The following is a 19,878-nucleotide window of genomic DNA, read 5'->3' as shown; positions in this document are numbered from 1 at the left end:
TCATGATCCATTCGCCAAAATATTTGCCCAGGTCAGAGGTAATGGCAAAGTCTGGCTTGCCAGGAACAACGGGGCGAACAGCATGACGAGAAATGTCGAGTAGGGTAACTTCATCTTGCTCTCCCGATATTTCCAATGTCAGGATTTTGATCAGGCATTACCCAATGCCTGCAAGGGATCGACATATTGCATATCAAATTCCTGTGCAATAGCGGGATAAGTGACCGCTCCGCGATGCGTGTTCATTCCGAATTTCAATGCCGGATTTTTTCTGACCGCATTCACACCTTCATCCGCCAGCTGCACGACGTAGATCGCCGTCTGAATACTCAGCGCAAAGGTACTGGTACGAGGAACGGCGCTCGGCATGTTCGCAACACAATAATGCACCACTCCGTCGATCTCATAGGTTGGATTGCTATGAGTAGTAGGTCGGCTTGTTTCAATGCATCCCCCCTGATCCACCGCCACATCGACGATGACCGATCCTCTTCGCATTTTCGGCAACATATCCGTCGTTACCAGCCAGGGAGTTCGTCCCCCCGGGATCAAAACCGCACCGATGACAAGATCGGCGTCGTAGACCGCTTCCTCGATATTGTATTCATCGCTGAAGCGCGTCTGCAATTGCCCCCGATATATGTCATCCAGGTATTTCAGACGGTCGTGGCTCACATCCAGCACGGTGACCTGAGCGCCACATCCCGCAGCCACACGGGCGGCGTTCGTTCCCACGATGCCCGCGCCGAGAATGGCGACGTTGGCCGCGGCCACACCAGGGACACCTCCCATCAACACGCCTCGCCCCCCTTGTGTTTTTTGCAGATAGGTCGCCCCGATTTGAGTAGCCATGCGTCCTGCCACCTCGCTCATGGGCGCCAGCAGTGGCAATTTCCCATCTGCGGTTTGCACCGTTTCGTAAGCCACAGCTGTAACCCCGCTCGAGAGCAAAGCCTCGACAAGAGGGCGGTCCGAGGCCAGATGAAGATAAGTGAAAAGCATCATGTCCCGATGCAGGTAACCGTATTCCGCAGGAGTCGGTTCCTTGACCTTGACCACGAGCTGCGCTGCCCACGCATCTTCCGCCCGGGGGACAATCGTAGCCCCTGCCAAGCGATATTCGTCGTCCGAAAGAAAACTTCCTTCTCCTGCTCCGCTTTGTACCAGCACGCGGTGACCACGTCGCGTCAACCCTTTGACATTGCTCGGAGTCATGCCTACTCTGTTTTCATGGTCTTTCGTTTCTTTGGGCAATCCGATCAGCATGGGCATATATAACTGGGGTAACAGGGGAATGAGGAAAACGTTTTTTTGTGTATGACTGAGTCTGGAGAATTAGCAGGGACAGCGCGCAAATGTTGCCGGGAAGCCGCCTCTCATCTCCCTTTCAAGTATACAACCGGCGTGAAATCACTCAAAAAAAATATTCGACCGGCGCTGCAACCGGTAAGAACGAGCCCGGATATTTCACCGGCTTACCAGCTAATGGAGCGAGGTGTTTTGGGAGTAGATTTGCGTATCCTCCGCCCCTAGTCAATATCGGGGCTATCGACATGAAGCGGGGGGACGTGAAAACGCCGCAAAACACCCCTCAGTGCCTGTGAAAGCCGCGGATAAACCGGTTTCAGCCATGGTTGAGATCGTGCTCATCCCGCTTTCTACAATTGTCAGGTCGGTTGGGTGGAATATCCGGGCTGGGAGGAACCAAGCAATTGTTTGCGCAAATGCTGAAGCACAACTTCACGTGTATCGACTCCACCTTTGAGTGCTGCCGGATAATCCAGCGTGAGAGTGGAATGCGCTTTCCCCGGTACCGTAACAGAGTGAAAGCGCGGAACAGGTGACGCTGGCGCAGGTTGAAGTGAAGCTTCCAGTCGGTTGAATCGGCTCGCGGGGCAAAGCGCATCGTCCTCGAAACGAAGTCCGAGTAACGACATCGTATCCCTGCGGGCGGATGCGAAGGACAGCGCTTCGGGTTCGACATCGAGCCCTTCGGGCTGACAGAGCGGCAAACTCGGCTGCGCGGCGACGGGTGCGAGGAGTGAGGCTTCAAGCATCATGGCCAAAACGAATCCGCCTGTGTAACACATGCCAATGGCGCCCACACCCGGGCCACCGCACTCGGCGTGTATTTTTCGGCACAAAGTCCGAAGCGGCAGGGTGATAGTGCTCGATTTACCGGTCGCCAGCGTGTTGAATTCCCTCCGTATGCATATGAAAGGCGCTTGCAGCAGGCCCCGCACCACAGGCTGGAGCGGGCTGCCGAACAGAAGTGGCATGACGACGTGAAATCCCCGATCTACCAGCCATTCCGCAAACTCCACAGTCTCCGAAGTAAGGCCCGGCAGTTCGTGCAGAAGGATGACACCGTACCCTCCACCTTTCCGGAAAATGGGGAATGTATGACCGTCCGCAGTGAACAGTTCTTCAGAAAAACCCTTGATTGCGCTCACTGCGTCCTTACATCTGGCATCATCCGATGCTGCTGGCGATGTTCAATGTTACAAGGCCTTGACCATATCCTCGACGACCTTCTTGGCATCCCCGAATATCATCATGGTCTTGTCCATGTAGAAGAGATCGTTGTCCAGGCCAGCATAACCCGCTGCCATGCTGCGTTTGACCACCATTACCGTACGCGCTTTATGCGCATCCAGAATGGGCATGCCGTAGATCGGACTACCGGGCACATTTGCCGCCGGATTCACCACGTCGTTTGCGCCAAGCACAAGCACCACGTCGGTATTGGAAAAATCGCTGTTGATCTCATCCATCTCCAGCACCTGCTCATACGGTATCTCGGCTTCGGCGAGCAGCACGTTCATGTGCCCCGGCATGCGCCCCGCAACAGGATGGATGGCAAAACGCACGTTCACGCCTTTCTTGTGCAGCATTTCCGCCAGTTCCTTCACCGCATGCTGCGCCCTGGCCACAGCCAGGCCGTAGCCCGGCACGATGATGACGCTATCGGCATTTCCCATGATGAAAGCAGCATCATCCGCACTGCCGCTGCGATAGGTCTTTTGCGTCCCATCTCCTGCCGCGGCGGCCCCCCCCTCACTTCCGAACCCACCCAGTATGACGGAGAGGAAGGGACGGTTCATCGCCTTGCACATGATATAGGACAGGATCGCACCCGAACTGCCCACCAGTGATCCCGCGATGATCAGCATGGGATTGCCAAGCGAGAACCCGATACCGGCTGCGGCCCACCCGGAGTAGGAATTGAGCATGGAAATGACCACGGGCATGTCAGCGCCGCCAATCGGAATGATGATGAGAAAGCCGAGCACGAACGCAACCGCGGTCATGGCGGCGAAGGCAGTCCAGTTCGTGGTGGCGCTGAAGAAAAACCCCAGGCCGAATCCAATCATGATGATCGCCAGGGCCAGATTGACCTTATGCTGACCGCCGAAAGTGATGGGTGCGCCACTCATCCGGCCTGACAATTTGAGGAAGGCGATCACCGAACCCGACCAGGTCATGGCCCCGATGAATGTGCCAAGAAACAATTCCAGCTTGCTGCCCATCGGCAATGTCTCGGGCAAACCAAAGGAAGCGGGATTATTGACTGCGGCGATGGCGATGAATACCGCCGCCAGACCGACGAGGGAGTGCATGAACGCAACCAGTTCGGGCATCGCGGTCATCTGCACACGCCGGGCCACCACCGCGCCGATGGCCCCTCCCAGCGCGATGCAGACAATGATCAACGCCCAGTTCTTGGTGATGGTAAGCGTGGTAATGACCGCAATTACCATTCCGACGATCCCGAACAGATTCCCGCGTCGGGCGGAGAGCGGCGAGCTTAAACCTTTTAACGCCAGGATGAAGAAGACCGAGGCGATAAGATACGCGAGAGCGACCGTATTTGCCGACATTGACTAGCTTCCTTTTTTATCTTTTTTTCTGAACATTTCCAGCATCCGCTGGGTAACGAGAAATCCCCCGAATACATTGATCGCGGCCAGGGTTACCGCGGCAGCCCCCAGCCATACGCCCCAGTCGGTTTCCGCCGGCCCCGCGGCGAGCATGGCGCCGACGAGAATAATGCCGGAAATCGCGTTGGTCACCGACATCAATGGCGTGTGCAGGGCCGGGGTCACATTCCAGACTACGTGATAACCCACGAACACGGCCAGCACGAATACGGTGAGATTAATAATGGTCGGGTCAATTTCACCAATCATGATCGCTCCTTCTAATCTGTTAACTTTTTACCAGGACACGAACCGGGGGAGGAAAAGCAACGGTTAAGACACAGGCGGTGCTTTTCAGTCCGAGGCGTGTTTTCCTTCAGGTTTTCCCGATGACTTCCCCGTTGGCGCATACCAAGGTTCCGGCGATGATTTCGTCTTCACGATTTATGTTGAGTTCGCCTGTCTTTGCATCGAGCATCAGGTTCACGAAATTCATCAGGTTGCGCGCATACAGGGCGCTGGAATCGGCGGCTACCAGTCCGGGCAGATTGGCAATGCCGACGAGATGCACGCCATGTTTCACGACGACCTTGTTCAATTCAGACAAGGGACAGTTGCCACCGGCTTCAACCGCCAGGTCGACAATGACGGAACCCGGTTTCATCGCCTGCACCGTTTCTTCCCGGATCAGCACGGGGGCCGGACGGCCGGGAATCAGCGCCGTCGTAATGATGATGTCGGCTGCAGAGGCGCGCTGGTGCACCAGTTCGCCCTGGCGGCGTTTGTAATCCTCCGACATTTCCCGCGCGTATCCACCTGCGGTTTCCGCTTGCGCCTTTTCCTCGTCGCTGAGCGCAACCTCGACAAACTTGGCGCCCAGGCTTTCCACCTGTTCCTTGGCTGCCGGGCGCACATCGAATGCTTCGATTACCGCCCCCAGCCGTTTGGCGGTGGCAATGGCCTGCAATCCCGCCACTCCTGCGCCCAGAACCAGTACTCTCGCCGCCTTTACCGTACCCGCCGCTGTCATCAGCATGGGGAAAAATTTCTGGTAGATATTGGCTGCCATGATCACCGCCTTGTATCCGGCGATGTTGGCCTGTGACGACAGCACATCCATGCTCTGGGCACGCGAAATACGCGGCAGTTTCTCCATCGAAAAAGCGGTTATACCGTGAGCGGCAAGCACTTCGATACCCTCGGCCTGATGTGGAGAAAGCAGTCCAACCAATACGGCATCCTTGCGCATCAATGCGAGTTCAGACGCTTCGGGGGCCCGCACCTTGAGCACGATCTGAGATTGCCCATACAGTTCGCCGGGATCGGTCACGATACTTGCGCCGGCAGCCTGGTATTCCTCATCCGCTATGCTCGCGCCCGCACCCGCGCCCGACTGCACCAGAACGACATGCAAACCTTTGGCGGTAAATTTCTTGACCGTCTCCGGCGTGGCGGCAACCCGGGTTTCTCCCCCACGGGTCTCTGCCGGTATTCCTATATGCATGAATATCTCCCTTTATCTTTCTTGTATGCGCCACGCTCGGTGGCGAGGTAAAAAGCCCCTCGCACCCATCGCGGAGCCCTGTTCCAACAAAAACCCCGAATTATAAATGAACCTGGGCACAATGCAGTGCTCGATCAAATGAAAAACCGATTCTTTTCTCCAACTTTCCGCCAGTTCTTTCTCTTGCAAGGGTGATCAGCGGACTTGAAAAGATCACGATTGCGCGCTTCCGGTTATAACAATTCATGAAAGTGCGGAAGTGCAGGCAAGCTCTGCGGACAACGTTTTCATCGTCCCGCAGAACCGTCCCGCAATTGTTTTGATTTGGAAAAAACCCGGATTCCTGTTTTCCGGAAAGGCGATGTTCCCTATTTAGAGACGGGCTCCGCAGAAACTTCGAGTTCCGGCTGGCTCGTCTCTTTCAGGCAATGACTGATCCAGCGGGTGGTCAATTTCTCCTGCACGCTGTTCTGGCGCAAACGCGACGCCAATCCGCCGAAATCGACCTGATCGAGCGGTTGATCCTGGTTGAAGCACGAAAACACATATGTAATTTCTCCGGTCTTCGGGTCCTTATGGGGTTGCAGGCATTGAGCGCAGATTTCCTTCATCATGCACTGCATCGGCGAGTTGATGGAGCCGATCGCGAAGTGATCCGTTTTCAGGTAGGGTTTCAACCGAGTATGGCGGGCAGCGCCTACGGCCGCCATCATCCTGTCGGAACCAATGGCAATGATGCGATCGGCATCTGCCAGACGGATTTTCTGCGGTCCCAGCGCGCCGCTTCCGTAAGCGGCCATTGCCTCGACGATGTTTCCCACAAAACTGTAATCACCCGGCCTGGAAGGCGTGAAACCCGGCGCTTCATCGCAGCACCAGATCACCACGTCGGCCGCAGCCTCGATTTCCGCCACCTTGTAACGGTCGATCAGCTTCTTGTAGCCTGCAAAATACAGGATTTTCGATCCCGCAGCCCGTGCCGCAGCACCGATGGAGAACAGCACGGCATTCCCCAGTCCCCCGCCCACCAGTGCCACGGTCTCATCCGGCAGAATCTCTGTAGGCGTGCCGGTCGGGCCCATCAGAACGACAGGATCTCCCGGATTGAGTCTTGCACATAAATCCGCGGACCCGCCCATCTCCAGTGCAATGAGCGAAACCAGCCCGCGGGAAACATCCACCGAGGCGCCGGTAAGCGCAATGCCTTCCATCGCAAGTTTGGTATCGCCTGCGGTTGTGGCAAGCGTTGCAAAATTCTGGAAGCGATAGAATTGCCCCGGATGAAAGCGTTCCACTGCCATCGGCGCATGCACGACGACCTCCACGATATTGGGCGTGAGGCGTTCGACTTTGTGCACGGTTGCGCGCAGCCGGCCATTGATCTCTGCAAAAAACAGCCAGGCAGGCTTCGTGGAAGCGGGTGGCAGGCGGTCAAGCACGTGGCTGACCACCGGATAACCCTGCTTGGCGCTGGACATCGCTTTCACCACATTCCCCGAATAGGACGGATGCAGGTCGCCGAAGAAGCTGATGAAACGCCCATCCTCGTTACGGCTCAGCAGTACGGTGGGATGCTCGGGCTTGGGATTCCCGCGTGCCGGACTTGCCGGATCGCCGTTTTCATCGCAGGCGGCAAAATAGCGTCCATGCAGCTTGAAATGTTTATCGTCCTCCCGGGCAAGCACCGTATTGGGCTGCGTGCCCGCCGCGACCAGAACAGCGCGTGCAGGCAATACGGCTTGCCCGGTTTTCTGCCAGGAACCGGTTTCGTCGAGCGCCTGTACCGCAAAATGCACAGCCTTCGCGTGCTCCCATCTATCGGTATCCACGCGGACGGGAGTGAGCCCTTCGGCAAACCATATGCCCTCCTCCATGGCTTTTTCGACTTCTTCATGGTTGAGCGTGTAGGAAGGGCTGTCGATGAGGCGTTTTCGATAAGCGATCGTCGCGCCTCCCCAGGATTGCAGCAACTCAAGTATTCGCGGGGCGCGTCCTTCCCGTTCCGCTTCCTTGCGCTCTGCCCGAATGGCGCGGGCATGGCCGAGAAACTCCTCGGCAATTTCTCGTTCTTCCTCATCCCAGGCTCCACGGATCGCTGCTTCGCCCTGGACGGCAACAAGAATTTCATAGCGGCGGAGGAACTTGTCCACTTGCACGGGATAGTATGCCAGCGCTTCGGTCGCGGTATCGATGGCCGTCAACCCCCCGCCGATGACCACCACCGGCAGGCGCAACTGCATGTTGGCAACCGAGTTGCTCTGAGCAGCCCCGGTCAACTGCAATGCCATCAGGAAATCGGACGCAGCGCGAACCCCGCGCGCCAGGCCATTGGGCAAATCGAGCACGGTAGGACGTCCTGCTCCTGCGGCGAGCGCTACATGATCGAATCCCATGGCAAACGCATCGTCCGCGGTGAGTGTTCCGCCGAAGCGGACACCGCCAAAAAGCGCAAACTCTTCCCGCCGCTCGAGAAGCAGGCGGATCAGCTTGAGAAAGTTCTTGTCCCAGCGGACGGTGATGCCGTATTCTGCAACACCGCCGAACCCCCCGGGCAGGCGCTCATCCAGATTCTCTGCCAACTCATCCGCATTGCGGATGGCCCTGAACGGAACGTGCTCTCCCTGCTTGTTCACGCCGGAGAGTTCCGGTTCCAGGGGCTCGATCTTAAGACCATCGATTCCAACCACGGTATGGCCGTCGTTCATCAAATGATGCGCCAGGGTATATCCCGCTGGTCCCATGCCCACCACCAGCACCTTGCGCCCCGTCGGTGCTTTCGGCACAGGGCGGCGCAGATTGAGCGGATTCCAGCGAGTCAGGAGGCTGTATATCTCGAATCCCCAGGGCAGTTCCAGGACATCCTTGAGGGTGCGCGTCTCGGCCTGCGGGATATCGACCGGTTCCTGCTTCTGATAAATGCATGATTTCATGCAGTCATTGCAGATACGGTGACCCGTGCCGGCACACATGGGGTTGTCGATGACAATCATTGCCAGGCCGCCTATCGCCACGCCCTGCGTCTTGAGTTTGTGAAATTCCGAAATGCGCTCTTCCAGGGGACAGCCTGTCAGCAGCACGCCAAGCTGGCTTTTCTTGAAGGTAACAGGTTCATCGGGCGTTTTTTGTTTTTCTTTCATTCCCTTGGAACAGGAATCCTTCCCCTGTTCATGGCACCAGATGCAATAATTCGCCTCATCCAGGGCTCCCACGAGGTCGGTTCCCCGGTCGGTGAGGGAAAATCCTTCGCGGCGGCGTATATGATGAAGCTTGTGAATCGTATAACCTGCCGACGTGTCCGTTTCCGTTGACAGCAGATGCAGGAAATCGAGCTTGGCCGGGGCCTTGAACAATACGCCAGTTGCATTGCGCTCCCGCCCCGCAGGAGTCTTCAACGCCCAGGCGGCATACAGCAAGGCATCCTTGAGGCGGTCTTCATTCGCGCCCTCGTCCAGCAGCCATTCCGTCACTTTTGTTGCAAAAGCCAGCTCCGAGAAAGAAGTGCCGAATTCGGCCACCAGTTTTGCTTCCAGTGCAACACCATCCACTGCGGCGGCATCCGCCTCACTGACCTTGTTCATGGCGCGCCGCTGCACGAAGAGCCTCTTGCAGGAATAAAGGGGGGCGAGCTGATGATGACGTGCGGCAAGCGCTCCGGCTTCTTTCTCTATGCCGAACAGCTTGGCAATGAAATCCTCCATCCAGGGCGCGACTTCAATCAGCAGTGCAGCTTCTTCCTTGCGATCGAGATGATCGGGTTGGATTCGCGCATGCTCCAGACGAAGACGCAGTCCCGGCTCTCCTTCATCGAGAAAACCAAGGAATGCCTGGTCCAGTCTCACCAGCCCTTCCCGACGATACAGGTCGGCAAAAGCCATGCCAAACCCCAGCGCCGGAGATGGAACGTCAGATACCTGTGCCGGGTGAAGCGGCGATTGTAAACTTGTCATGATAAAGTCATTCAAAAGTTATAAGTGAAATCAAAAAGGGGCAAAAAACATCAGCCATCAACACTGATTACATACGAAAAGTTTTATATCCCTTTTCAGTTTGTGCTTTTTCCCGCTTTAAAAATACAAAAGCGGCAAGGTCCTGTTCCCCTTATCCGCCCCTTATCTCCCCATACGCCTTGTTGAGCTATCCGGACTGTGTTGCTGCCAGTCCTGCAGCATTAAAACACCTGCTACTTCCTGACAGCCCTCGGGCTTACCGACCCTAACCTTTTGAAGGGCAAATCATCCCTGCGGCCACGGTATTGTTCGTAACCTCATCAATCACGATGAAGCTGCCGGTGGCATGGTTACGCTGATATGCATCCCATACGAGAGGTTGATGAACCTTGAGCGATACCCGCGCAATGTCATTCATTTTGAGAATATCGGCGCCTTCATGTTTCAGGGTATTGATATCCAGCCGGTACTCTATGCGGGATATGACGGCTTTTACCAGCCGTGTAGAATGCTTGATCAGGTATTTGCGTCGGGGATCGAGGCTCTGCTCAGACAACCAGCACAGCATCGCATCAAATTCTCTTGTAACCTGGGGAAGCTGGGAAATTTTTACCAGCATGTCTCCCCTTGATATGTCCAGATGATCTTCAATCGTCAGCGTTACCGACTGGGGCGCAACTGCCTCCTCGACATTTCCTTCATAGGTAACAATCTCCTTGATGCGCGAAGTCAAGCCGGAGGGCAGAACCTGCACCTCGTCACCCACACTGATGGAACCGGATTCGATACGGCCCATGTAGCCCCGAAAGTCGTGCCATTCCTCCGTTTGCGGGCGACACACCAATTGCACGGGAAAGCGAAAATCTTCAAGGTTGATGTCATGGTCGACCGGAACCTTTTCCAGTAAATCCATCAACGTCATGCCTTCGTACCAGCCGAGGTTGTTGCCGCGCTCGACTACCATATCGCCGTTGAGCGCGGACATCGGAATATAGGCGATGTTTTTCAGATTGAGCCCGGCAACGAAACGGTGAAACTCCTGGCAGATTCGTTCAAATACATCCCGGGAGTAATTCACCAGATCCATCTTGTTTACCGCCACCACCAGATGAGGAATACCGACGAGGCTGGCGAGGTAGGCATGACGGCGGGATTGCGTGAGCACACCCTTGCGCGCATCGATCAGGATAATGGCAAGATTGGCGGTGGAAGCGCCGGTCACCATGTTGCGGGTATATTGCTCATGGCCTGGCGTGTCAGCAATGATGAATTTGCGCTTGGGAGTGGCGAAGTAACGATAGGCCACATCGATGGTAATGCCTTGTTCGCGCTCTGCCTGGAGGCCATCGGTGAGCAGCGACAGATCGACAGCCTCCATCCCGCGCTTGCGCGAAGTATGGGTGATCGCGCTCAACTGATCTTCAAAAATCGATTTTGAGTCATGCAGCAAGCGCCCGATCAGCGTGCTTTTGCCGTCATCCACACTACCTGCGGTAATGAAACGCAACAATTCCGAATGATCGAAAGAAATATTTTCAATAGCTGACATTTAACACTCGTCTTGAAATTCTGCTTTCCCGTTACTTTATAAACTGAAGCAAAGATGAAACAAGATCGGAGATTACCTGCTTTCAGAAGCTGTCATCTTAAAAAAGGAAAACCGGAGTCGCTCGGGAGATGGCAACGCCTCTCAGAAATATCCTTCTCTCTTGCGCAACTCCATGGAAGCCTCCGATGTCTGGTCGTCCATGCGCGTTGCACCCCGCTCGGTAATTCGCGTAACCGCCGTCTCTGCAATGATTTCCCCAATACCGACCGCTGCCGACTCCACCGGACAGGTGCAGCTCATGTCACCCACCGTCCGGAAGCGCACCATGAGATTTTCAACCTTTTCCCCTTCCTTCGGCTGAACCAGGTGGGATATCGGCAAAAGCCCACTGCCGCGCCGGATGACATCACGCCTGTGGGCGAAATAGATATGCGGCACCTCCAGCCCCTCGCGTGAAATGTATTCCCACACATCGAGTTCCGTCCAGTTGCTGATGGGAAATACGCGGATATTTTCTCCCGGATGAACTCTTGCATTGTAAAGATCCCATAATTCCGGGCGCTGATTCTTCGGATCCCATTGGCCGAATTCATCCCGGAAGGAGAATATGCGTTCCTTTGCCCGAGCTTTCTCCTCGTCGCGCCGGGCGCCGCCAATGCAGGCATCGAAACCGTGTTCGGCGATGGCATCCAGCAGCGTCACGGATTGAAAGGGATTACGGCTCTGATTTTCCGAGCGCAGCACCACCCTTCCCTGCTTGATCGAGTCTTCCATGCTGGCAACAATTAAGCGCTCACCGAGCTGTTTGACACGGCGGTCACGAAACTCGATCACTTCCGGAAAATTATGGCCGGTATCGACATGCATCAAAGGAAACGGGAAACGTCCGGGACGGAAAGCCTTTTCCGCCAGACGCAGAAGAACAATCGAGTCCTTGCCACCGGAAAAGAGTAGAGCTGGATTGGCACACTCGGCCGCGACCTCGCGCATGATATGGATTGCTTCGCTTTCCAGTGCTTCAAGGTGGCTAAGTTGTCGCGCGGCACGCCGCTTGATGACGACGGGTTCATTCTTCATCACAAGACCTGCAACCGGTCCTGCAACAGGTGCAAATTCATCCATTTGATTCAAAATAACGTCCATCAAACAATCCCCATTCAGTTCAGGAGGCGCTCCACGCAATTCCTTCGTCCCTACTATCCCTGCTTATTATTCCTACTGTGCCCGCCGATGTCTTTTATTCCCGCTTTCCGGGATCCCGTATTCAGTCTGAAACAGCCAGATCCTTTACTGCCGCGCCTGAACCGGCAGTAGTTGCGCTGGCGATATTATGGGCGCCGCGTTTTTTGCCAGGATGCAGGCCACATTCCTTGATTTCCGGATCCTCCCACCACCAGCGGCCCGCACGAACATCCTCACCGGGGGTAATGGCGCGAGTGCAAGGAGCGCATCCGATACTCGTGTAACCTTTGTCGTGCAGAGCGTTGTATGGCACATCGAACTGCTTGAGATACGCCCACACGTCAGCCTGGCTCCAGTCCAGCAAAGGGCTGAATTTTTGCAGACCGTTCTCGGCATCGAACTCCGATTCGACCAAACCCTTCCGCGTGGGCGCCTGATCCCGGCGCAAACCGGTAATCCATGCGCGCTTATCCCTCAAGGCCCGTTTCAATGGTTCGACCTTGCGGATGTGGCAGCACTTCTTGCGCAAATCCACGCTGTCGTAAAACGCATTGGGGCCGTTCTGCGCCACGTACGCTTCCACTGCGGCAGCATCCGGAAAATAGACTGGAATCCGGATGCCGTACCGCTCGGTAACCTGCTGCATGAGGTCATAGGTTTCCTGCGGAAGCCGTCCGGTATCCAATGTGAACATTTCGATATCCGGATAATGCCGCGCAATGAGATCGGTCAGCACCATATCCTCAGCGCCGAAACTGTTTGCGAAAGTGGCAGGCAAATAATCTTTCTGCACCCTCTCGAGCAGGGTTCGCACCTCTGCAATTTTTTGATCCAGGCTCATGTCCTCAACCAATCATTCCCGGCCAATCATTCATCGAGTTAATCAGACAGTTGCCGATGAAGGTACCCGTCCCAACGCTGACTTCGCGGGAAGCGGCCTCGGCAGCGCACCCTCCAGATCGAGCCCACGGTCGAAATCCAGGCAGAACTGCGCGACCTCCATCGTCCACGTATCCAATTCGGCAAACCACTCGGTCAGGCGAGCGTCATTCAACTCTTCCGCAGGGCTCGCGAAATCTTCCGCAAATTTGGCCAACTGCCGGGACAGCCGCGGCTTGGTGGGCAGCAAACGTCGGAATTCCTCCGCCAAATCCGACAAGTCGTCGCGCTTCTGGCCGCCAATCAGTTCCAGCGTACCTTGTGCGAGCAGGCGCGCAATTTCTTCGGCGCACCCAACAGAATCGGCAAATTTCAGTTGAAACTTGAGCGCATCCCGATAATTGCGCTCATGTGCCGCTTCGAAAAAGCTCGTGCCCGTCCTTGTCTGTACTATGCCCGCACACTCACCCCCGCCCAATTGCAACACCTTGAAATCAGCCTTCTGGCCATGATCGCGTAGAACAGATTCCACTTGTTCGGGCTTGACCTCCACCAGATCCGCCAGCAGATCATTGAAATAGGCTTTATCCTTCCGATGCGCCCAGGAAAAGAATGGCTCATCCGCTTCACGTGTAGCTGAAAAAGCCGATTGCACCCGTTTCACCGCCTCCTCGATACGCGCTGTCGGTATCGATGGGCCTTTGAACGCCAGCGCGCCGCGCGCCATCCCATTACCCCCGAAGTGCATCTGGTAATGCGGCACGAGTTTGCCGTGCATGCGCTTGCCTTCACCGTAGATGCCGATATCTCCCGCTTCCGGCTGTGCGCAGCCATTATGACATCCTGATACCCGTATCTTCAGGTCATGCTCGCCCCCGCTCAGTTTGGGTCCCACGATCGTGCTGGAAGTAATCCCCAAACGGCACGTCGATGTTCCCGGACAGGCCACCACATCATCGCCCGCCTTCGGCACTCCCAATCCCAACGCAGCAAGGGCAGCGCGCAGGGGCTCGATTTTGGCTTCGGGCACGTCTGACAGGAACATGTTCTGATCCTGGCTTGTGCGGATATCGGGCAACTCGAAGGTGTCACAGATATCGGCGAGGGCGCGCAATTGGCTTGCGTTCAGGTTGCCCATCGGCACGCTGATGGGGAATACATAGTAGCCTGCCTGTTTCTGCGGGAAAATACGGCGCGGGGCGCCAATGCCTGGCGCTTCCCCCTCCTTGCCGGGACTCCATTCGCCTTTCGGGTAATCAATGTTTGCCAGTGCCGATTTGGTACGCACCAACTCTTCGCGATATTTTTCGACAAACCCTTCAGGACCGAATTTGTCCACCAGAAACTTGATTCGCGATTTCGCGCGTTTGGTACGATCCGAATAGCGGTTGTGCAGTTGAATCACTGCTTCCATCACCGCCAGCAGATCCTTCTCCTCGATGAATTCTTCTACAACGATAGCTTCATGCGGCTTGTGTCCGAGACCACCGCCCGCAACAACCTTGAAGCCGAAGTGCTCCCCATTGCGTACCGCGATGGCCCCGAGATCATGCATCATCCCCTGCGCACAATCAGCCTCGCACGCTGACAGGCTGATCTTGAACTTGCGCGGCATCTGCTGCGTCAAGGGATTGCGCAGCATATGCCGCACCGTTCCCTCCAGGTGATGGGTGACGTCGGTATGCTGGCGAGGACACACCCCGGAAAGCGGGCAAGTCGTTATATTCCGTATCGTATTGCCGCAGGCCTCGCGGGTGGTCAACCCCCCTTCCGCCAAGTGGCGCAGGGTGGCCGGTGTTTGCTCCAGGGGCACGTAATGCATCTGGATATCCTGGCGCGTGGTGATATGGACCACATCGTGCCGGGAAAATTTCTCCAAGGCGGAGGCGATCGTTCTCAGTTTCGGAGCGGATACCCGTCCGCCGGGCAGCTTGATACGCACCATGTTGACCCCTTCCTGCCGCTGGCCATAAATCCCCATTTGAAGGCGGCCGGCAGTAAAGCGCGTAACATCCATTTTCAGATCGCGGTACTCCTGTACCGACTGATCGTACAAAGCTATTTCCCCGTCATTTGCGAGGTTATCCAGATAACCCATTTACGTCCTCCACTATTCCACTGTGTCTGCCATATCCCATCACCTCTCCCCGCTTCGCCCACACATGCGAGGAGCAGGAAACCGCGCATGATGCATCGAAAACGCGATAATAGCAATGAACATATATATCGTGAAAGAATATTATGTTAGATTAACATAACCAAACATTATTTAGATCACGACTCATGAAATTGCAGCAATTACGTTATCTATGCGAAGTCGCCAACCAGGGCTTGAACTTATCCAAGGCGGCGGAAATTCTCCATACCTCCCAGCCCGGCATCAGCAAGCAGATCCGCCTGCTGGAAAACGAATTGGGGGTGGATATTTTTGTACGGAACGGCAAGCGGGTGGTCGAAACCACGCCGCCCGGCCGGGCGATTCTTGAAATTGCCGAAAGAATGTTAAGAGACGCAAAAAACCTGAAGCAGGTGGGGCAGGAATTTGCCAATGAAGCCAGCGGCTCTCTGACGATCGCGACGACCCATACACAAGCGCGGTATGCACTGCCTTCCGCAATTCAGCATTTTACCGCACGCTACCCCAAGGTGCGACTGGTTTTACGCCAGGGCAATCCGACACAGATCGCTGAACTGGTCACCTCCGGAGTGGCCGATATAGCGATTGCCACGGAAGCAATCGAACTGTTCAGCGAACTCGTCATGCTGCCCTGCTACCAGTGGAACCGCTGCGTAATTGTTCCGCCTAGGCATCCGCTGCTCAAACTCAAGGGATTGACACTGGAAGCAATCGCCGAGCATCCGATCATCACTTATGATTTTGCATTCACCGGCCGCTCGAAGATCAATCAGGCATTCGATGCAAAAGGCCTGGTCCCCAATGTCGTGCTCACGGCGATTGATGCGGATGTCATTAAAACCTATGTGGAACTGGGACTGGGAATCGGGATACTGGCGCAGATGGCGTTTGAACCTTCGCGCGACAGGCATTTGCGAGCCATTGACGCCAGCCATCTGTTCGAACCCAGCACGACACGCATTGGTATCAGCCGCAACAGTTATCTGCGCAAATACGTATATGATTTCATCGAAATGTTTGCCCCCCATCTTGACCGGGCAACCGTTGCGGCGGCCATGACCGAACGTCCATAAACGGCAAATGGGCATAGCGGGTATAAGGTACATACGGGTACATAAGGGCACATAGGGTAGCGAACGGAAACAGCGTTTCACCCGTCCCCGTTTTACTGTTCCCTTTTCATCGATCCTTTCATCCGTTCTTTGCCTCCCCTCACCTTCGTGTTAATCATCGCTTCCCGCCTCTCCTGCCACCTGCCACCTGCCACCCCCTGCCAGCCGTCTTTTAGCTGCGCAAACGAGAGCGGGGCAGCGCGACATACGAGCGACAGGCGAAATCTGCAGGAGACTTGTTCAGGGCTTTTCGGCTCCGGGCAGTATAATGAAGAGATGCCCTGCCAATGTGATCAGCCATGAATGCAATCCAACCCCTGCCCGATCTTCTCATCAGCCAGATTGCGGCGGGAGAAGTCGTTGAACGTCCCGCTTCGGCGCTCAAGGAACTACTGGAAAACAGCCTCGATGCGGGAGCAACCGAAGTAACGGTGCAGCTTTTCCAGGGCGGTGTCAAGCTTGTGCGGGTGGCAGACAATGGCGCGGGAATTTCCGGAGAAGACCTGCCCCTTGCACTTGCCCGCCACGCCACCAGCAAGATAAGGACTCTGGAGGATTTGCAGAATGTGCCCAGTTTGGGTTTTCGCGGCGAAGCGCTTGCAAGCATCGCTTCCGTTTCCCGGCTGGCTCTGGTAAGCCGCAGCGCGGGAGATAAGCACGCCTGGCGGATAGAGGCGGAAGCAGGACGGTTCACCCCGCCTGAGCCTGCTGCGTTCGCCCAGGGAACAGCCGTGGAAATGCGCGATCTCTACTTCAACACTCCCGCCCGGCGGAAATTTCTGAAAACAGAAGCTACCGAATTTGCGCATTGCGAGAGCGTGTTCAAGCGTATTGCCCTCTCACGGCCCAGCGTCGGTTTCACCTTGCAGCACAATGGCACTGTACGCAGCCATTTGCGGACAGCGGATGCAAGACTGCGCATTGCTGCAGTATTAGGAGATGAATTCAGTCAGGCCTCGGTATTCGTCGATGATCAGGCAGCGGATCTACGGTTATGGGGCATGGCCGCACTCCCTGCCTACAGCCGGTCTTCTGGCGATGCCCAATATTTCTTCGTCAATGGGCGTTTCGTACGTGACAAACTCGTTGCCCACGCCCTGCGCGAAGCCTATCGCGACATCCTCCATCTGGATCGGCATCCGGCGTTTGTACTATTCCTGGAAATAAATGGGGGCGGTGTGGACGTTAACGTGCACCCAAGCAAAACGGAGGTGAGATTCCGCGATCCGCGTGCGCTCCATCAATTCATCTTTCATACGGTTGACAAGGCTCTGGCCATGCCGCACCTGACGGGTGGAGCAGCAGTACCTGTAGCCGGGAAACTTCCTGAATTCACCCGGAAGGCAGCCGGAGAAGTATCCCTTGCACCTCCCGCTTATTCCCGGCAGGATGCGATTCCTTTTGCCTCGGCGGCGCCTCAGATAAAAGCGGCTCAACCGCAGGCTTTCTACCAGGTGCTTTTCGGTTCCGATTCCAATGCCGGCACTCGTCAGACTGGATATCAGGCTGGGATCAATGGGCAATCTGCCTTCATGAAGCCGGAAGGGACTGTTCGGGAACCGGAAATCCCGCCATTGGGATTCGCGCTGGCGCAGCTTCTCGGCGTCTACATCCTGTCGCAGAATGAAAGAGGCCTGCTTATCGTGGATATGCACGCCGCGCACGAACGCATCCTGTACGAGAAACTCAAGTCGGCGCTCGACAACCACACGCTCTCCATGCAGCCCCTGCTGATTCCGGCCGCATTCCGGGCAGATAGCCAGGATATCGCCACGGCGGAAGAAAACAGTGCGGTTTTGCATGATATCGGATTCGAGATCTCCCCCTTCTCACCGGTGATGCTCGCGGTACGAGCCGTACCGGCCGCGCTCAAGGATGCCGATGTGGTGACCCTCGCGCGTGACGTATTGAATGAAATCCGGGAATTTGGAGGGAGTCAGGTACTTGTCAGCAGGCGAAACGAACTCCTCGCCACCATGGCCTGCCATGGAGCGATTCGGGCTAACCGTAGCCTGAGCATTCCGGAAATGAATGCACTGCTGCGTGAAATGGAAATCACTGAACGTTCCGGCCAGTGTAATCACGGCAGGCCCACATGGTTTGAGATCAGCCGCACTGACCTGGATAAGATGTTCATGCGTGGCAGATAAAAGAATTGCTTGCATCCGGTTATCGCCGGAAAAGTCCGAAATGATTGCACCGTTGCCCCGCTGTATGTCGTGCAGCCATTGTTACCTTCACCAAAACGCTCACACCGGTAATCCCATGACGAAAATCCGGCTTTTAGGCGGCCTCTCGCCCAGCGACTTCCTTCAGGATCATTGGCAGAAAAAACCTTTGCTGATACGCAAAGCCTTGCCGGATTTCAGCGGACTGCTGGATGCCAATGAGCTTATCGACCTGGCCTGTCAGGAAGATGCGCAATCGCGTCTGGTTACCCGTAGAAACGGCCGATGGGAGGTGAGGCATGGCCCCTTCGCACCTCGCGCTTTCGCACGGCTGCCGCAGAAAGGCTGGACTCTGCTGGTGCAGGACGTCAATCACTTCCTTCCGGCGGCGCGTGAACTGCTGCTGAAATTCAACTTCATTCCACATTCCCGGCTCGATGATCTGATGGTCAGCTACGCTCCCGAAGACGGGGGCGTGGGGCCCCACTTTGACTCCTACGACGTTTTTCTGCTGCAAGGAACAGGCCGCAGACGCTGGCGAATATCGGGCCAGAAGGACAGAACGCTGGTGGCCGCCGCACCGCTCAAGATTCTGCAGGATTTCAGGCCGGAGCAGGAATGGGTACTGGAACCAGGCGACATGCTGTATTTGCCGCCCGGCTATGCGCACGATGGAGTTGCGGTGGAACCCTGCATGACCTATTCCATCGGTTTTCGCGCACCCACCTATCAGGAGCTCGCGATGCAGTTTCTCGTTCATCTCCAGGACAGCTGTGAAATAGCGGGTATCTACGAGGATCCGGATCTCAGGATTCAAACTCATCCCGGACAAATCAGTTCCGCGATGCTGGATCAGGTCAACGCGGCGCTCGACAAAATCGAGTGGGACAACGTTGAAGTGGAACGTTTTATCGGTATGTATTTAACCGAACCCAAACCTCACGTTTTTTTTATGCCTCCTCAGGAGCCGATATCCGAACGGAAATTCGTGCATCAGATAAGAAAAGGAAAACTGCAACTGGATCTGAAAAGCCGCATGCTCTTCAGGGAAAACAGAATTTTCCTGAACGGAGACGTATATGAAGTAGGAAAAACCGCACAACGGATACTAGGAGAGCTGGCCGATCGTCTTGCCTTATCCCCTGTGAGAGATATCGATGCCGAAACACAGGCGCTGCTATATCAGTGGTACCTCGATGGTTACGTCGTTTATGTTGAAGATACCGGGGCAGTTGAGGAAATCCAGGAATCGATAATAGAAAGAAAGTAACCTGATGCGGCGAGCCGAGCAAAAGACAGAGCAGCAAGTCAGTGAAGGCATGCAGTGATTCAGAAATGCAATCCCAGGTTCCCCGAGTCCCGTTCCAGTAAAAAATGGATTTTTCAATCGGCCTTGTGATAACCAAAGACCCTATACTGGAATGGCGTAAAATACAACGACTAGACAATATTTCCTAATTCTGCTATTAAAGTAATGGCA

13 protein-coding genes are annotated in these 19,878 nt (G+C 55.5%); 3 read left to right on the top strand and 10 right to left on the bottom strand.

What is annotated here, in order from left to right; translation table 11 throughout:
- Positions 1-150: 150 nt before the first annotated feature.
- The 10 genes from ald to NMUL_RS06030 all read right to left on the bottom strand — a co-directional run bounded on the left by ald (position 151) and on the right by NMUL_RS06030 (position 15,079).
- Positions 151-1,272 (bottom strand): alanine dehydrogenase, encoded by a 1,122-nt coding sequence (ald, locus tag NMUL_RS06075; RefSeq protein ID WP_011380499.1) that lies wholly within the window; start codon positions 1,270-1,272, stop codon positions 151-153.
- Between the two features lie 395 nt (positions 1,273-1,667).
- Complete coding sequence (locus NMUL_RS06070) at positions 1,668-2,453, bottom strand: dienelactone hydrolase family protein (protein ID WP_011380498.1); 786 nt, start codon at positions 2,451-2,453, stop codon at positions 1,668-1,670.
- A 48-nt stretch (positions 2,454-2,501) separates the two neighbouring features.
- Positions 2,502-3,881, bottom strand: coding sequence for an NAD(P)(+) transhydrogenase (Re/Si-specific) subunit beta (locus tag NMUL_RS06065; RefSeq protein ID WP_011380497.1), 1,380 nt, complete (start codon positions 3,879-3,881; stop codon positions 2,502-2,504).
- Between the two features lie 3 nt (positions 3,882-3,884).
- Positions 3,885-4,190 (bottom strand): NAD(P) transhydrogenase subunit alpha part 2, encoded by a 306-nt coding sequence (locus NMUL_RS06060; RefSeq protein ID WP_011380496.1) that lies wholly within the window; start codon positions 4,188-4,190, stop codon positions 3,885-3,887.
- A gap of 106 nt (positions 4,191-4,296) precedes the next feature.
- Positions 4,297-5,424, bottom strand: coding sequence for a Re/Si-specific NAD(P)(+) transhydrogenase subunit alpha (locus tag NMUL_RS06055; protein WP_011380495.1), 1,128 nt, complete (start codon positions 5,422-5,424; stop codon positions 4,297-4,299).
- A gap of 368 nt (positions 5,425-5,792) precedes the next feature.
- A complete protein-coding gene (locus NMUL_RS06050) occupies positions 5,793-9,371 on the bottom strand; it encodes an FAD-dependent oxidoreductase (RefSeq protein WP_011380494.1) in 3,579 nt (1,192 codons plus the stop codon).
- A 265-nt stretch (positions 9,372-9,636) separates the two neighbouring features.
- Positions 9,637-10,920, bottom strand: a complete 1,284-nt coding sequence (cysN, locus tag NMUL_RS06045; protein ID WP_011380493.1) for a sulfate adenylyltransferase subunit CysN — start codon at positions 10,918-10,920, stop codon at positions 9,637-9,639.
- Between the two features lie 141 nt (positions 10,921-11,061).
- Positions 11,062-11,997, bottom strand: coding sequence for a sulfate adenylyltransferase subunit CysD (cysD, locus tag NMUL_RS06040; RefSeq protein ID WP_049783149.1), 936 nt, complete (start codon positions 11,995-11,997; stop codon positions 11,062-11,064).
- A gap of 187 nt (positions 11,998-12,184) precedes the next feature.
- Positions 12,185-12,943 carry a phosphoadenylyl-sulfate reductase gene (locus NMUL_RS06035; protein WP_049783068.1) on the bottom strand — a complete coding sequence of 253 codons (759 nt, stop codon included), beginning with the start codon at positions 12,941-12,943 and terminating at the stop codon, positions 12,185-12,187.
- Between the two features lie 42 nt (positions 12,944-12,985).
- Positions 12,986-15,079, bottom strand: coding sequence for a nitrite/sulfite reductase (locus NMUL_RS06030; RefSeq protein ID WP_011380490.1), 2,094 nt, complete (start codon positions 15,077-15,079; stop codon positions 12,986-12,988).
- A 185-nt stretch (positions 15,080-15,264) separates the two neighbouring features.
- On the opposite strand from NMUL_RS06030, the gene cysB reads away from it, so the two are divergent.
- The 3 genes from cysB (at position 15,265) to NMUL_RS06015 (ending at position 19,668) form a co-directional block, all read left to right on the top strand.
- A complete protein-coding gene (gene cysB, locus NMUL_RS06025; RefSeq protein WP_011380489.1) occupies positions 15,265-16,191 on the top strand; it encodes an HTH-type transcriptional regulator CysB in 927 nt (308 codons plus the stop codon).
- 338 nt (positions 16,192-16,529) lie between these two features.
- Complete coding sequence (mutL, locus tag NMUL_RS06020) at positions 16,530-18,380, top strand: DNA mismatch repair endonuclease MutL (RefSeq protein ID WP_011380488.1); 1,851 nt, start codon at positions 16,530-16,532, stop codon at positions 18,378-18,380.
- Between the two features lie 115 nt (positions 18,381-18,495).
- Entirely contained in the window at positions 18,496-19,668 is a 1,173-nt protein-coding gene (locus tag NMUL_RS06015; protein WP_049783067.1) for a cupin domain-containing protein, read from the top strand.
- The last annotated feature ends 210 nt before the right edge of the window (positions 19,669-19,878 follow it).

The sequence above is a fragment of the Nitrosospira multiformis ATCC 25196 genome, assembly GCF_000196355.1.
GTDB classification, from domain to species: domain Bacteria; phylum Pseudomonadota; class Gammaproteobacteria; order Burkholderiales; family Nitrosomonadaceae; genus Nitrosospira; species Nitrosospira multiformis.
This window is presented reverse-complemented; position numbering and strand designations above follow the sequence as displayed.